Raw genomic sequence first — 14,073 nt, forward strand, 5'->3', positions numbered from 1 at the left:
TACTTACTTATGCTCATCTGCTTTATTTTCAATTTTGTCACCAAGTTTAGATACGTCTTTACCTAAGCCTGACATGGTATTGCATGCTGTTAAATTCAATGCAGCAAAAACAGCCAATATGCCTAAAACCTTCTTCATTGTTATTTTCTCCATTTTACAAACCTCTAACATCGACAAAATGCCCTGTAATCGCGGCTGCCGCAGCCATTTCAGGACTAACTAAATGTGTACGGCCGCCTTGACCTTGACGACCTTCAAAATTACGATTTGAGGTTGATGCACAACGCTCACCAGACTCTAGCCTGTCAGCATTCATTGCCAAACACATTGAGCAACCTGGTTCGCGCCACTCAAAGCCAGCCGCGATGAAAATCTTGTCCAAGCCCTCTTGTTCTGCTTGGGCTTTTACCAAGCCAGAGCCTGGCACCACTAGCGCCAATTTGACATTAGGCGCGATATGTTTGCCTTTAGCCACGGCAGCGGCAGCACGTAAATCCTCAATGCGCGAGTTAGTACAAGAACCAATAAAAACTTTATCAATATTGATTTCATTAATCGGCGTATTTGGCGTTAAGCCCATGTAAGCGTATGCACGCTCCCAGTCGGCACGTTGTACCTCATTCTTAGCTAAATCCAAACTAGGCACGCGCCCATCAACACTCACAACCATTTCTGGTGAAGTTCCCCAAGTAACTTGCGGCTGAATATCTTCAGCATTTAAGGTCACAACGGTATCGAAGTCAGCACCTGAGTCTGTATGTAATGTTTGCCAATAAGCAACCGCTGCGTCCCATTGATCTGCTGTAGGTGAGAATGGACGGCCTTTAACATACTCAATGGTTTTCTCATCCACTGCAACCAAGCCAGCGCGTGCACCCGCTTCAATCGCCATATTGCATAAAGTCATGCGACCTTCCATGCTCAAGCCACGAATCGCAGAACCCGCAAACTCAATCGCATAACCATTACCACCAGCAGTACCTGTTTTACCGATAATAGCTAATGCCACATCTTTAGCAGTCACGCCTTTGCCTAACACGCCATTGACTAAGACCTGCATAGTTTTAGACTTCTTTTGCACCAAGCATTGTGTCGCCATCACGTGCTCAACTTCTGAGGTGCCGATACCATGCGCCAATGCACCGAAAGCACCGTGTGTGCTGGTGTGAGAATCGCCGCAAACCACAGTCATACCCGGCAAAGTCGCACCTTGCTCAGGCCCAACCACATGCACGATACCTTGATTCTTATTCATGAACGGGAAGTAAGCTTTTGCACCAAACTCATTAATATTGCTCGTCAACGTTTCAATCTGCAAGCGCGCCACAGGGTCAGCAATCCCTGCCAAGCCTTTATCCCAGCCATTGGTCGGCGTATTGTGATCGGCAGTTGCCACAATAGATGAAATGCGCCACGGTTTACGACCAGCCAAACGCAAACCTTCAAATGCTTGAGGGCTGGTGACTTCATGCACCAAGTGACGGTCAATGTAAATCAGCGCAGTGCCGTTTTCTTCATGCACTACGTGGGAATCAAACAATTTATCGTATAGCGTTTTTGCCATGTTTTAACCTAAGGTATTAACCTAAAAACTAATCTCTAAAATTACCAAACTGCAATGGAAAATCTGTCACGGACTTTTTCACAAAAGCAATTGCATCTTGCAATAAGTCACGCTTTGCACCATTCACGCGAACAGTGTCGCCTTGAATACTTGCCTGTACTTTTAAGCCAGAATCTTTAATCAATTTACTGATACGTTTTGCTAAATCGCTATCAATACCATCTTTGATTTTAAGCTCCTGTTTAACTTTATTGCCGCCAACTTTTTGGACATCCTTATGCTCAAGACGTTTCGTTGAGTCAGGCTCTTTCTTCTCCATGCCCGGCAGCAAAATGTCTTTAATCTGATCGAGTTGAAAATCATTATCACCAAACAAAGTAATAATGCTGTCTTTTTCGTTTAACTCAACCTTGGCTGAAGTGCCTTTAAAATCATAACGGTTGGTGATTTGCTTACCCGCAGTATCAATCGCGTTTTTCAACGCGACCATATCTACTTCAGATGAAATATCAAAACTTGGCATAATTTAATTCCCAATAGATCTATAAGCGAAGACTATGCAAGGCATGAGTGCGAAGGCAGTACGTTTAGTACGACGAGCGCGAAATAACGCCGCAGAGTCGAGCCTTCTTTACTCGAAGTGGCAAACGTAGTCTAGGGTTTCGACTACCTCAATATCAAAACTTGAATTACCAGGCACAGTAAATTTCTCACCCTCACCATAAGTTTTCCATGTCTCTTCACCACTTAGGCGAACTTTGCATGAACCAGAATTGATTTCCATTAGCTCTGGCGCTGCTGTATTGAATGTAAGTGAACTTGGGAAAATAACGCCAATGGTGCTACGTGTGCCATTTGGTAGCATGACTGTATGGCTAACACATTTACCATCGAAGTAAATATTAGCTTTCTTTTTTACGCTGACATTGTCAAATTGTGCCATTTGTTGCTTTCATTAATAATCAAAATAGCATTATCGCAGAAAAGGCACGCCTAACCAAGATGGTGCATAGAGATTAAAGCGCGTACAAGCTGATTTGAAGAGGGAAATTAACTCAAAACGAAGAGTTTTAATTAGAATTTCAGAAAAATAGACTAGAAATACTCCGCTTCAGCAAAAGATTTACCTAACTGGTCTTTTGCAGATAATAATGCTGCGCCATTAATCGGCCACTTAATATCGATTTCAGGATCATTCCAAGCGATACAACGCTCGAATTCCGGCGCGTAATAATCGGTGGTTTTGTATAGAAACTCTGCGGTTTTAGAAAGCACGACAAAACCGTGTGCAAAGCCTTCTGGCACCCATAACTGTTTTTTATTATCGGCAGACAGAATCACACCAACCCATTGACCAAAAGTCGGCGAATTCTTGCGAATATCCACAGCAACATCAAACACTATACCCTGCACAACTCGCACCAATTTACCTTGTGGCTGTTGAATTTGATAATGCAACCCACGCAGTACATTTTCTGCCGATTTAGAGTGATTGTCTTGCACAAACTTAACTGACTTACCTATTGCAGCTTCAAATTTTGCATGATTAAAACTTTCAAAAAAGAAGCCTCTGTCGTCACCGAACACATTTGGTTCAATCACCAGTACATCTGCAATTGCTGTTGGCGTGACTATCAAGGCTGCACTCCATCTTTTAACATGCGAACTAGGTATTGACCGTAGCCATTTTTAGCCAGCGGTTGAGCAAGCTTTTCTACTTGCGCTGCATTAATAAACCCTTTGCGATAAGCGATTTCTTCTGGGCACGCAACCTTAAGACCTTGTCGCTGCTCTATCGTTTGAATAAAGTTGCTCGCATCAATCATGCTCTCATGTGTGCCAGTATCTAACCACGCATAGCCTCGACCCATAATTTCAACACTTAATTGATTTCGCTCAAGATAAACACGATTCAAATCGGTTATTTCTAACTCACCCCTAGCTGAAGGTTTTAAATCTGCCGCTATGTCAGTGACTTGATTATCGTAGAAATACAAACCCGTCACTGCATAATTACTCTGAGGTTTCAATGGCTTCTCTTCTAAACTGGTTGCACGACCATCGACGTCAAAAGCCACCACACCATAACGCTCAGGATCTTGCACATGGTAAGCAAACACCGTTGCGCCACTTTCGCGCGCAGTTGCTTGCTCAAGTTGCATATGTAGGTCATGCCCATAAAAAATATTATCGCCAAGCACTAAGGCGCTTGGAGCATTGCCAACGAAGTCTTTGCCGATAATAAACGCTTGCGCCAAACCATCTGGTGTTGGTTGTACGGCATACTCTAAATTCAAACCCCAATCGCTGCCGTCTCCTAATAACTCCTGAAAACGCGGCGTATCTTGTGGTGTTGATATGATTAAAATATCACGTATTCCAGCCAACATTAACGTGCTGAGCGGATAATAAATCATCGGCTTATCATGAATCGGCAATAGTTGTTTTGAAACAACTTTGGTGACAGGATAAAGCCTTGTGCCAGAACCGCCTGCTAATATAATGCCTTTACGTGTTGCCATAAGCTACCTCTACTTTTCTTTTATTTTATGCTGGCTACTAATGATGTTTATTTGTCTAAAATTTCAGCCAACAATCGAGTGACGCCACTTTGCCAACTTGGCAAAACTAAGTCAAAACTATTTTGTAACTTTTTAGTATTTAAACGTGAATTTAACGGCCTTTGGGCTGGCGTAGGGAAAGCTGAGGTTGGTACAACCTGAATTGCATCAGCCGCAACCTTAATCTCAACCCCTGCTTGCCGCGCTTGCTCAATCACAAAACTTGCGTAACCGTGCCAAGAAGTTTCACCACTGGCAACAAGATGATATATACCGCTCACATCTGGATTTATTAACGCCTTGCGAATAGCATGCGCAGTCACGTCTGCAATTAAATCGGCTCCTGTTGGCGCACCAATTTGATCGTTGATCACCTTTAACACATCTCGCTCTTTTGCAAGTTTGAGCATGGTTTTAGCAAAATTTCCACCGCGCGCCGCATATACCCAGCTAGTGCGAAATATTAAATGTTTACAGCCTGATGCAACAATCGCATTTTCGCCTTCAAGCTTGGTCTGACCATAAACACTTAATGGCGCCGTGGCATCCGTTTCCAGCCTTGCCACCTCGCCACTACCATCAAATACATAATCCGTTGAATAGTGAACCAGCCATGCACCAATGCGCTTAGCCTCATTCGCCAAAACAGTCGGTGCAAGCGCATTAATGGTTCGCGCCAACTCAGGCTCACTTTCAGCTTTATCTACCGCAGTATGTGCGGCCGCATTCACAATCACATCTGGCGCAATCGCTCGAATAGTCTCGGCAAGACCATCAATATTTATAAAGTCGCCACAAAAGTCCAAGCTTCTAGCATCTAAAGCAATCACTTCACCCAAAGGCGCTAGGCTACGCTGCAACTCCCAACCAACTTGGCCGTTTTTACCAAGCAAAAGAATTTTTATTGAACTCATATTTCACCTAAATCAAGATTTTTATTTTAGTTAAATTTTTCAAATACAAATCAAGCAATAACACTAAGATAACCCGTCAATTATCACCATATAAATTTAAACAATCTTAAATATTTTATTTTATTAATTAAAAAATTTGAATCTAATAATGGAATATAAGCTGCTCCATTGTGGTAGTCACTAACGATTATTTTGCACGTTTCAAATTAGTGATTAATTAAGCTAAATAGAACTTAAAAATTACTTCGTTTAAATCAAGACAAGTATGATGACAACTAACCTATTTCGGCTATAAAAATTTAAATCAACTTCATTATTTCAGATTAATCATTAATTTTAAATCTAATAAAAACAATGAATTCAAGTACTTAATTTCAATAGCATATGAAAATTAATAATGTTAACTTGGTCGGCATATTTTTTGCTTTTAGTAATATAAAACTACCCGACTTCAAGTAAGCCATTATTTAATACACAGTGAAAGGTTATAAAATGAAATCGTTTTTTAATTTTATTTTTCCCAAAAAGACTACTTCAAATTTTAAGAATTCAAGGTTTCAAAATTCTACTAACATTAGCCAACCAAGCAAAATCAGTGAAATAGATCTGCAACCCTCCATTTTTGATACCCTCCCTGCTAATGATGACTACGAAGTAGCAGAAATTAGTTTAGAAGAATTTGAAAGCACAACAATGATAGAGCGCAGAAAATTATCTCGTAACGCTGATGAAGCTAGAACTGCATAAATAACAAACAATAATACGCTACATATCCAATGTAAATTAAGCCTAAGGTTAACTTAAAAAGATATTGATTAAGAGATTAAAAAATTAATAAAAACCTAACAGTGAATAAAACTAATTCATATATAGCTTCAATCTACTAACTTTCATAAATCTTTAACTTACATATACTTTCCTTAGTTCCATACTTATACCCTTCACTATCTTCCAGAGTAAGGGTGTATGTATGGAATTTTATTTTTTAAAATCTGATTTTTCCGCTTTTACTTTAACAAAATACTCCTAATAATACTGTAAAAAAATCCACAATATTGTTCAAAAATTGCCAATTACATTAATTGACAATCATGATTTATTTAAGAAAATCAACTTGGAGACAATTAAAAATAGAGATTAAATTCTATATATTCATATAGTTAATTAAATTTAGACTTTCTAGAAATTAAGTGGCATATCTTTTGCTGATAGCTGTTTATAGCTAAATAAAACTTAAACTAGGACAGTGAAAATGAAAGACATCTTCGATTCATATTTATATAAAATATCAAACTTACTTGGAAGAAACCAACCACTTCCTGTCGGCAAGCATGATGTAGAAACAGAAACTGATGATGACTTGGTTCACATGAGCTATAACGACTATATAAAATTCATAAATGAAGAAGAGCGAAAAAAAGCCAGCCCACTACAGCCTGATATTAATTAAAAATTAAACTCTTTCAAACCAAAAATTACTATTGAACTTTCCGTAATATTGAAGAGTAAAATTATTAAGCCCTTATTGTCGGGTTAGATTTACAATCAAACTTCGAAACTTTCAGATCAGGTCTGAGCTAGTACATATTAAGCGATAGCTAAGCTCTGGGCTCTCCAATCAACAGATTTCAATCCTTTTAATTTCGACTTGATTCTATCGTGATTATAGTAACGAATGTATTGATCTATATCTGTTTTTAGCAGATCAACATAAAAAAGACCTCCGACTTCAGTGTACCGAAGTTTCCCATCGCAGCCTTTCTCAAACAGTTACTTTCTGGACATGCAGAGCTAAGTTTTGTTTACTCAATTAACTTTGGTGAGCAGGCATCGGATATTGCTACCCTTGATAAGAGTCTAGCATTGTTGACCATTTTAGTTATGGTTTTGGCATAGAGAACTTTTGTTGCGGAATTAAGGATTCTAGCTTTTTAAGTAATCATTCTACTTCAATAATAACGTCATTCAGTCAGCGGCTCTTCTTTGCTTATTTCATCAAGGTGTTGTGGCGGTGGCTCTAGCTTGGGTGGTTTAAGTATGGAATTATGTTGTTTGCGTTTGTCTTGGGATGAGGAGTTGATTACACCTGCATTATAAATCTGCTCCACGTCCGGATAAATTGAAAAATGCAGATATGCTGAATATTTCCAATGCAATTGTGTTGCATTTATAATGGTTAATGCCATATTTTCATTGTTTTGAGCTATTGCTCTGTTACAATTGCAACTATGTTGCGACGCTTCTTATCTAATTTTGTACTTGTATTTTTGTTTGCCATAAGCCAACTAGGCGCAGTTTCGCATGAGATATCCCACTTACATGACATAGCACAGAGCTCTCAGTTACCGGACAAAGCACCTCATTCGTCGGTGTGCGATAAATGTATCGGGTATTCCCAACTTTCGGGCGGGATGGCTACATCGTTTTCAGTATTACCAATCATTGCATCTAGCTATGAAATCCTTTTATTTAAAAATACACCCCGCGACAATCCACATTTAACTCCCTACTCTGCCCGCGCTCCACCTTCTTTCTCTTAAATACTTATTCTAACCATCTTCTTACAGAGGATGGTTATTTGTTATGCATAATTTAAGAGGCAGAAAATGACTTATCCCCCAGCAGACGCACGCGCTATTTTTGTAACGCAACAAAAACGTACCTTCCTTGCCATCAGTATTTTGTTGAGTTCACCAGCTCTGATTAGTCAGAGCTGGGCTGAAGACAACCTAAATAAATCCACCATAAATATCGACCTGCCAACGCTACCTGTGACTGGCAATCCATTGGGTGTCGCATCCGATGAGTTAGTGGTTCCAGTAGCCGTGTTAAATGGACGTGAGTTGTCGTTACAGCGAGAGGCAACCTTGGGTGAAACCCTGAAGTCAATACCAGGCGTTAGCTCCACGTTTTATGGACCTGGGTCTTCTCGACCCATAATCCGTGGCCTTGATGGAGACCGTGTAAAAATCATGCAAAATGGAGTTGGCATTCTGGATGCATCTAGTTTAAGTTTTGATCATGCCGTAGCACTGGATCCTCTTGTAATTGAGCAAGTCGATGTGGTACGAGGCCCAGCTGCGCTTTTGTATGGTGGGAGTGCTGTGGGAGGTGTTGTTAACGCAATTGACCATAGAATTCCTAAAGAAAAACTAGATGGAATAACTGGACGAGGTGAAGTCAGATACGGTGGTGCTGACGATCAAAAAAGTGGCGCAGCCGTTGTGGATGGAGGTAATGGAGTATTTGCGATTCATGGCGATGCATACAAGCGAGAGAGTGATGATCTCGATATTCCTGGATACCAAGCCTCAAGGCGATTACGTCAACAGCAATCTGAAAACGGTGACCCAGTAGACTTACGCAGAGGCAAGCTTGGTAATAGCTCGATGAAAAGCGATGGTGGAGCATTAGGCGCTTCCTTAACTTTTGATAAAGGTTATGCCGGCCTTTCGTATTCAACCTTTAATAGCAATTACGGTTCGATTGCTGAGCCTAGCGTTAGAATCGACATGGAAAGCAACCGCTTGGATTTTTCGAGTGAATTTCATGATTTAGGCTCCGTTATCAGCGGATTCAAATTTCGTATGGCTCACACTGATTACCAACATCGTGAATTAGAAGGCGGGGAAGTTGGAACTACCTTCATTAACCAAGGTATAGAAGGTACATTAGAAGCAACCCATGCAAAAATTGGCGACTTGACCGGTGTAGTAGGAGTGCAGTTTCAAAATACAGACTTTGAGGCCTTAGGTGCAGAAGCATTTATACCCAAGACCAGTACTGATAACAAAGCTTTTTATATGTATGAAGAACTTCCAATTGATTTATTGCGAGATAAAGATTTAAAGCTGAGTTTAGGTGGACGAATCGAGCATGACAAAATTGGATCATCCGGAGGTGGTCCAAACGACCCTAATAACCCTGGAAGCCCACGATTCGGTGCAGCACAAACAAAGACTTTTAATCCGTTCAGTGCTGCGTTTGGAGTGTTATATTCTTTAGAGCATAATTGGTCATGGACAGGTAACCTCGCTCATACGGAACGCGCACCAACTTACAATGAACTGTTCGCAAACGGTCCACACTTCGCAACAGGTCAGTATGAAGTTGGCGACTCCAATTTAGCATTGGAAAAATCTAATGGTATTGATACACAAATTCGTTGGAAGACGGAAAAACGGTCATTTAGCATTGGTGCTTTTTATACCAAGTTCAGTAATTTCCTGAGCCTTGCAAATTCAGGCAATCAACGTGGCGCTGATGGTGAAATTAATCCAATTGAAGATCCCCTCAATCCAGGTTCAACGCTTGCAGGTGAAGAGATTATTCCAGAAGCCCGCATTACTGGTGTTAAAGCAAATTTTAAAGGATTTGAGTCAGAAGCGAAATTCAGAGTTTATGAAAATCATGGCAACCTTGATTTAAAGCTCAGAGGTGATTATGTTCGCGCTACCAATAGTGACACTGGACAACCATTACCACGTATAGCTCCTTTAAAGATCGGTGTTGGACTGGATTATCGTTTGGTTCGATTTGGAGCTAGACTTGATATTTTGCATGCTTTCGAACAAGATCGAAAAGGACCTGAGGAATTAAGCACAAGTGCATATACATCGGTAAACACGTCATTTACTTATCAATTGCCATCCAAGTTTCATTTGGAAGCTTTTGCAAAAATTAACAATTTACTGGATGAAGAAATCCGTGAGCACTCATCGTTCCTTAAGGATATAGCCCCAATGGGAAGACGCTCATTACTAATAGGATTGCGCGGGGAGTTCTAAATAATGACAGGGCCAGCTATTCAAGCTGGCCTGTCATGTCTTACGTGTATTAGTTCCGATTTACTCTAAAAATTACCCCCAAAGTTACCCCAATTAGTTTAAAACTGCCCCATATATCGCTACTAAATTTATTAAATTAAAGTCTTTCAACATTATTAATAAAAATCAAATTTTAATAATTAAGCCAAATTGTTACGATTTATCACACTGCTTGATTGCTAATGGATGACATATTACGAATTAACAAGGTTTGGCACCGCCCCATTATCTTTTTTGGTTAGGTTTAACCATGTCAATGATAGCGAGTGGGTTACTAAGTCATAACATATAAGGATTTTAAGCCCCCTATTCTTTTGAAAAGTCTCCATGTTTATCTAAATTTAACAGTTTGATAATTAATTTACAAATTGAAGATAATCCTACAAAAAAATAAGCCTTTTTCATATCCAATTTTTTTTAGTTCATCAGTATTGTCCTGTTATGAAAAAACGTACCAATAAAATATTTGAGATTGCTGCAAAGAAAGCAATTGAAATGTCAAAAAACTCACACTTTGACTCTGCTAAAAAGATTCTGGAAAAAACTGGATTACCTGTTCCTGTTATTGAGAGGGTTCTTTACGAACCTCATAACGTAAGAAAAACAGATTTTAATTAACATAGTCCAATTCTTAATGCTCTAAATTGAACTATGTTTTGATACTGCTTAGAGTTTGGTTTACTGTTTTAAAATAATAAAACTGATTTTAAAGCGTCAAAGCTTTGGTTTATTTATAACCCTCTTTTGATCACGCAAGATAGCGGCAATATTCTGCAATATGGTACGCAAGCCGCCTTTATAGGCATTGCGCGAAACCTTTGCTTTGCCGTCTGTCGTGCGTGCACCTGTACTATGTTTCCACGGCTGCCATTGCTTGATTAGTTCCGCTTGTCGTTGCCTTCTTTCCGTTGTCCAGCCATTCGCATGATGTTTAACCTCCAATAGTTCGTTTGGTTGATTTAGGTTTTTTCCTGCGTGAGCGGGTGCGCTAGTCGGCAAGCTGCCATTATTAATTTGCTGATTGCGGTGGTTAAATCACCCTTGTTAATAATTTCGCCATGTTTAGCTCTTAATTGTGCTGCAATGTCAAATAATAAGGCTTTAGCCGTTTGCGTTAAACTTGCATAGGCTCCCCCTTGCAACACATCTAAAGGCAACCAAATACGCGCACCAATCATACTAAATTTAGCAGGTTTACGTGCTTGTTCTATTCGGTCTATGCCCATGACTTAATCACCGCCTAGTCGTGAGAGGTAGCAATAAACACCGTATAGCTCAATTAAACTAAGCGAAGCTAAATCAGCATTAAGTCCAATGTTTGAATGTCGCGTTATAAGCGTTTGTAGGCATTCTAACCAGTCTATACGCATGATTAAGCCTCACAATCTAATGGATGCTTTTGCGTAAGCACATAGCGACCTATACGATGCTGAATGCCATGCTCGCTTGTCCAGCTATTCCAAATAGTTAAAATTTGATAGCCGTCACGCTTTAGTTCAAAAGCCCTTGCAGGCGGGTAGTATATGTCTAGTTTTTCGCGCGCTTCACTTGTTGAAATGCTGCCATGTTCTAGCAAGTAATCCAGCAACTTTAAACGTTGATTAAGTGCGCTGTTATCGGTAAATTTTGATTGAGTTGTTTTAGCTTTGGGGTTGGTCGTTAGCGTGGCTAACCCTTTTCTTTTAGCGCTATCATTGTTAGCCATGATTAAGCACCTGCCTTTGCAGCAAGGGCTATTTTTAATTCGCCCACATTCCAGCAAGTCGTTCTAGGGGACAGTTTGTACGGTTTTGGTATTGTGAGGTTCTTAACACCACGCCACACACTTGCAGGACTGCAAGCGTATAGGGCTTTTACTACTGGTAAACCAACGTGCGCGCTATCGGGTAATTGGTCGAAATCGCGCAATGCTGGGTTGATACTATTCAATTGATTCATAATTATTCACTCCATAAAACAACGCGTTATTACGTTGCTGGATATGAATTTTATGCATCAAAAAATTAATTAATAGGTAGATATGGTTACCAATGGGTGGGTAAATTGATTAAAAATGGGTAGGTATGTTTAGCCAAAAGCTAAGCCCTGTTTAGTTCTTATGGGTAGGTAAGTTATTTCTAATCCATTCTGGCTGCCCCGCCAGTTTTATCCCAATTAGCCACCACACTAATGCGCTCTTTAGCCACATTGGATAATTTATTATCCGTATATCTTTCATCTAACCACGCTCTAATTCTTGCTTTAGGCTTACCTTTACCTTGAACATTTGATACAGCCTGCCATGCCTTTATAGCGATTGCAAGCTCATTTGGATAGGGTGAAGTATCTTCAGTTTCACCTTTTGAATTTGTAGTTAAAATTGTCATAAGATAATCAATATGACTTAAATGTTCTTTTTCTGTTTTATCAAAAAATCTAAATCCCTTAATAATACAAATCACCAGTGACGATCCCATAACTAAGCCTACAATAAATAAATGTGATGTATTTACAGGCAAATGTTTTGATAAAAGTACGTCAAAAATCATTCCAACATAAATTCCAGATAAAATAAGATAACCAAATGTGAAGAATTTATAAAACTGTTTTTTTGAAATTGCCATAAAACGCCCCTTACGCCCCCTAAATAAGAAACCACACCAACTAAGCTAGGGTTGCTTAGCGTTCGCAATAGTTAATTAGGCTAGTGTTAGGTGTGGCTAAACTGTTATGCTGTTTTAAACGGTATTACTTTAGCCCCTGCTTTAAGTTCATCTAAATAATCTGCCCATTGTTGCATCATAACTTTTCGTTGCTCAAACTTAGTGCGGTTATATGCCCCACCTAAAGCATCGGGTACAGCATGGGCTAATTGAAGTTCAATAATGGCGGGGTCAATATTTAAACGCTCATGCAAAATGGTACGCGCCATTGCTCTAAAGCCGTGTGCTGTAATGTCTTTTTGTGTATCGTAACCCATACGCTGTAATGCTGCGTTTATAGCCGCTTCACTCATAGCTTTTTTAGGGTCGCGCCCACCTTGAAAAACATATTCACCATAACCACTGACTGGGTACAATTCTTTTAAAATTTTAATAGCCTGTGTTGATAAAGGTACGATATGTTGCGTTTTGGTTTTAGTAACTAAGTAAGCCCACTCACCCGCGTCTAGGTTTATATCTGCCCATTTAGCACGCCTTAACTCACTAGGGCGCGTAAACACTAATGGCGAAAGCCGTAATGCACACTCAACGGTAAAAGTGCCTTTAAAGGCGTCTATTGCTCTTAATAGTTCAGCTACTTGTTTAGGCTCGGTAAAGGACGCCATATGCTTAACCGAAGCTGAGGGTAAAGCGCCCCTTAAATCGACTGTAACATCACGCATGGCTTTACCAGTTTGCACGGCATATCTAAACACCTGTGAAACCGCTTGCAATGCTCTATGGGCAGTTTCTAATTTACTTTGAACCTGTGGGCGCTTAACCACTTCTAGCACTTCAGGCGCGGTTATTTGTGAAATAGGCTTGCTACCTATCCAAGGGAATATATAAAGCTCTAAACGCCTCACTGTGCGTTCTTTATGTGACTTTGATTTATTAGTAAAAAAAGACTCTGCCCATTCAAGTGCTATTAACTCAAAACTATCCGCTTTGTTGGAGTAAATACTTTGTTTAGTAGATTTCTTTAATTCACTAGGATCAACTGGCGGGGTCTGTGAAAGTAACTTTCTAGCCTCATCTCGTTTTATTCTCGCCTCTGCTAGTGAAACATCGGGATAAGTACCTAAGGCAAGTAATTTTTCTTTATTCAAATAGCGATACTTAAAACGCCACCACTTACCCCCACTTGGGGTAACTTGAATAAATAACCCAGCTTCATCATATAGCTTGAAAGCCTTATCTTTAGGCTTTGCGTTCTTTATTGCAGTGACTGAAAGTGCCATATTGGGGTAACTCTCTTTTTGGTAAGTGCTGTTACCCCCAAAGTTACCCCAAATAAGTGGGGTATGTCAAGCAACCTTATGCAACTACAATAGACGTAAAAAAAGCCTAGAAAGTTGAATTTACTAGGCTTTTAATACTTTTTGATACTTCTTAAAACACTTAATTGGTGGAGCTGGCGGGAATCGAACCCGCGTTCCACCCTTATAACATGCGGCTCTAAGAGAGATGTTGTCAAAATGTTGTCAATCACTTTTCGACGCATTAGAAATACCAATAAATTCCCCA

Annotated in this window: 19 protein-coding genes; 4 read left to right on the plus strand and 15 right to left on the minus strand. The window is 39.8% G+C overall.

Features of this window, described 5'->3' with window-relative positions; translation table 11 throughout:
• Positions 1-3: 3 nt before the first annotated feature.
• The 7 genes from PSV17_RS00380 to rfbD form a co-directional block, all read right to left on the minus strand.
• Entirely contained in the window at positions 4-138 is a 135-nt protein-coding gene (locus PSV17_RS00380) for an entericidin A/B family lipoprotein (protein ID WP_300478385.1), read from the minus strand.
• Between the two features lie 16 nt (positions 139-154).
• On the minus strand, positions 155-1,564 hold the full coding sequence (gene leuC, locus PSV17_RS00385; protein ID WP_300478387.1) for a 3-isopropylmalate dehydratase large subunit: 1,410 nt from the start codon (positions 1,562-1,564) through the stop codon (positions 155-157).
• 28 nt (positions 1,565-1,592) lie between these two features.
• Positions 1,593-2,087 carry a YajQ family cyclic di-GMP-binding protein gene (locus PSV17_RS00390; protein WP_013147868.1) on the minus strand — a complete coding sequence of 165 codons (495 nt, stop codon included), beginning with the start codon at positions 2,085-2,087 and terminating at the stop codon, positions 1,593-1,595.
• Positions 2,088-2,195: 108 nt separating this feature from the next.
• Positions 2,196-2,507, minus strand: a complete 312-nt coding sequence (locus PSV17_RS00395) for a pyrimidine/purine nucleoside phosphorylase (RefSeq protein ID WP_300478390.1) — start codon at positions 2,505-2,507, stop codon at positions 2,196-2,198.
• Between the two features lie 152 nt (positions 2,508-2,659).
• Positions 2,660-3,202, minus strand: a complete 543-nt coding sequence (gene rfbC / locus PSV17_RS00400) for a dTDP-4-dehydrorhamnose 3,5-epimerase (protein ID WP_300478392.1) — start codon at positions 3,200-3,202, stop codon at positions 2,660-2,662.
• Positions 3,199-4,086 (minus strand): glucose-1-phosphate thymidylyltransferase RfbA, encoded by an 888-nt coding sequence (gene rfbA / locus PSV17_RS00405; RefSeq protein ID WP_300478394.1) that lies wholly within the window; start codon positions 4,084-4,086, stop codon positions 3,199-3,201. Before rfbA ends, rfbC begins: the two co-directional genes overlap by 4 nt.
• 47 nt (positions 4,087-4,133) lie before the next feature.
• The gene (rfbD, locus tag PSV17_RS00410) at positions 4,134-5,030 is read right to left on the minus strand and encodes a dTDP-4-dehydrorhamnose reductase (RefSeq protein WP_300479033.1); all 897 of its coding nucleotides are present in this window, start codon (positions 5,028-5,030) and stop codon (positions 4,134-4,136) included.
• 501 nt (positions 5,031-5,531) lie between these two features.
• Here rfbD and PSV17_RS00415 point away from each other — a divergent pair.
• On the plus strand, positions 5,532-5,786 hold the full coding sequence (locus tag PSV17_RS00415; protein ID WP_300478396.1) for a hypothetical protein: 255 nt from the start codon (positions 5,532-5,534) through the stop codon (positions 5,784-5,786).
• 505 nt (positions 5,787-6,291) lie between these two features.
• Positions 6,292-6,489 (plus strand): hypothetical protein, encoded by a 198-nt coding sequence (locus tag PSV17_RS00420; RefSeq protein ID WP_300478399.1) that lies wholly within the window; start codon positions 6,292-6,294, stop codon positions 6,487-6,489.
• A 137-nt stretch (positions 6,490-6,626) separates the two neighbouring features.
• Here PSV17_RS00420 and PSV17_RS13885 read toward each other — a convergent pair whose 3' ends face one another.
• Both PSV17_RS13885 and PSV17_RS00425 read right to left on the minus strand, forming a co-directional pair.
• Entirely contained in the window at positions 6,627-6,809 is a 183-nt protein-coding gene (locus PSV17_RS13885; RefSeq protein ID WP_366910266.1) for an IS3 family transposase, read from the minus strand.
• Between the two features lie 191 nt (positions 6,810-7,000).
• Positions 7,001-7,225 (minus strand): hypothetical protein, encoded by a 225-nt coding sequence (locus PSV17_RS00425; RefSeq protein WP_300478402.1) that lies wholly within the window; start codon positions 7,223-7,225, stop codon positions 7,001-7,003.
• Between the two features lie 420 nt (positions 7,226-7,645).
• On the opposite strand from PSV17_RS00425, the gene PSV17_RS00430 reads away from it, so the two are divergent.
• Positions 7,646-9,826: a TonB-dependent receptor gene (locus PSV17_RS00430; RefSeq protein WP_300478405.1), complete on the plus strand. Its 2,181-nt coding sequence runs from the start codon at positions 7,646-7,648 to the stop codon at positions 9,824-9,826.
• 480 nt (positions 9,827-10,306) lie between these two features.
• On the plus strand, positions 10,307-10,483 hold the full coding sequence (locus PSV17_RS00435) for a hypothetical protein (RefSeq protein WP_300478407.1): 177 nt from the start codon (positions 10,307-10,309) through the stop codon (positions 10,481-10,483).
• A 96-nt stretch (positions 10,484-10,579) separates the two neighbouring features.
• Here PSV17_RS00435 and PSV17_RS00440 read toward each other — a convergent pair whose 3' ends face one another.
• The 6 genes from PSV17_RS00440 to PSV17_RS00465 form a co-directional block, all read right to left on the minus strand.
• Complete coding sequence (locus tag PSV17_RS00440; RefSeq protein ID WP_300478409.1) at positions 10,580-10,864, minus strand: hypothetical protein; 285 nt, start codon at positions 10,862-10,864, stop codon at positions 10,580-10,582.
• Positions 10,825-11,091: a hypothetical protein gene (locus PSV17_RS00445; protein WP_300478411.1), complete on the minus strand. Its 267-nt coding sequence runs from the start codon at positions 11,089-11,091 to the stop codon at positions 10,825-10,827. The genes PSV17_RS00440 and PSV17_RS00445 overlap by 40 nt, the downstream gene beginning before the upstream one ends.
• A gap of 146 nt (positions 11,092-11,237) precedes the next feature.
• Entirely contained in the window at positions 11,238-11,570 is a 333-nt protein-coding gene (locus tag PSV17_RS00450) for a helix-turn-helix domain-containing protein (protein WP_300478413.1), read from the minus strand.
• A 2-nt stretch (positions 11,571-11,572) separates the two neighbouring features.
• A complete protein-coding gene (locus tag PSV17_RS00455) occupies positions 11,573-11,803 on the minus strand; it encodes a transcriptional regulator (RefSeq protein ID WP_300478416.1) in 231 nt (76 codons plus the stop codon).
• A gap of 179 nt (positions 11,804-11,982) precedes the next feature.
• Positions 11,983-12,468 (minus strand): hypothetical protein, encoded by a 486-nt coding sequence (locus PSV17_RS00460; protein WP_300478418.1) that lies wholly within the window; start codon positions 12,466-12,468, stop codon positions 11,983-11,985.
• Between the two features lie 104 nt (positions 12,469-12,572).
• The gene (locus PSV17_RS00465; RefSeq protein WP_300478421.1) at positions 12,573-13,787 is read right to left on the minus strand and encodes an integrase arm-type DNA-binding domain-containing protein; all 1,215 of its coding nucleotides are present in this window, start codon (positions 13,785-13,787) and stop codon (positions 12,573-12,575) included.
• Positions 13,788-14,073: the final 286 nt, after the last annotated feature.

Origin of the sequence: Methylotenera sp. (assembly GCF_029946165.1) — a bacterium.
Lineage (GTDB): Bacteria > Pseudomonadota > Gammaproteobacteria > Burkholderiales > Methylophilaceae > Methylotenera.

Bases quoted from the DNA above. Each gene is read 5' to 3' on its own strand.
- leuC (WP_300478387.1), bottom strand. From the start codon at position 1,564: ATGGCAAAAACGCTATACGATAAATTGTTTGATTCCCACGTAGTGCAT.
- rfbA (WP_300478394.1), bottom strand. From the start codon at position 4,086: ATGGCAACACGTAAAGGCATTATATTAGCAGGCGGTTCTGGCACAAGG.
- PSV17_RS00450 (WP_300478413.1), bottom strand. From the start codon at position 11,570: ATGGCTAACAATGATAGCGCTAAAAGAAAAGGGTTAGCCACGCTAACG.
- PSV17_RS00380 (WP_300478385.1), bottom strand. From the start codon at position 138: ATGAAGAAGGTTTTAGGCATATTGGCTGTTTTTGCTGCATTGAATTTA.
- PSV17_RS00420 (WP_300478399.1), top strand. From the start codon at position 6,292: ATGAAAGACATCTTCGATTCATATTTATATAAAATATCAAACTTACTT.
- PSV17_RS00430 (WP_300478405.1), top strand. From the start codon at position 7,646: ATGACTTATCCCCCAGCAGACGCACGCGCTATTTTTGTAACGCAACAA.
- PSV17_RS00435 (WP_300478407.1), top strand. From the start codon at position 10,307: ATGAAAAAACGTACCAATAAAATATTTGAGATTGCTGCAAAGAAAGCA.
- PSV17_RS00465 (WP_300478421.1), bottom strand. From the start codon at position 13,787: ATGGCACTTTCAGTCACTGCAATAAAGAACGCAAAGCCTAAAGATAAG.
- PSV17_RS00445 (WP_300478411.1), bottom strand. From the start codon at position 11,091: ATGGGCATAGACCGAATAGAACAAGCACGTAAACCTGCTAAATTTAGT.
- PSV17_RS00390 (WP_013147868.1), bottom strand. From the start codon at position 2,087: ATGCCAAGTTTTGATATTTCATCTGAAGTAGATATGGTCGCGTTGAAA.
- PSV17_RS00455 (WP_300478416.1), bottom strand. From the start codon at position 11,803: ATGAATCAATTGAATAGTATCAACCCAGCATTGCGCGATTTCGACCAA.
- PSV17_RS00415 (WP_300478396.1), top strand. From the start codon at position 5,532: ATGAAATCGTTTTTTAATTTTATTTTTCCCAAAAAGACTACTTCAAAT.
- PSV17_RS00395 (WP_300478390.1), bottom strand. From the start codon at position 2,507: ATGGCACAATTTGACAATGTCAGCGTAAAAAAGAAAGCTAATATTTAC.
- PSV17_RS00460 (WP_300478418.1), bottom strand. From the start codon at position 12,468: ATGGCAATTTCAAAAAAACAGTTTTATAAATTCTTCACATTTGGTTAT.
- PSV17_RS00425 (WP_300478402.1), bottom strand. From the start codon at position 7,225: ATGGCATTAACCATTATAAATGCAACACAATTGCATTGGAAATATTCA.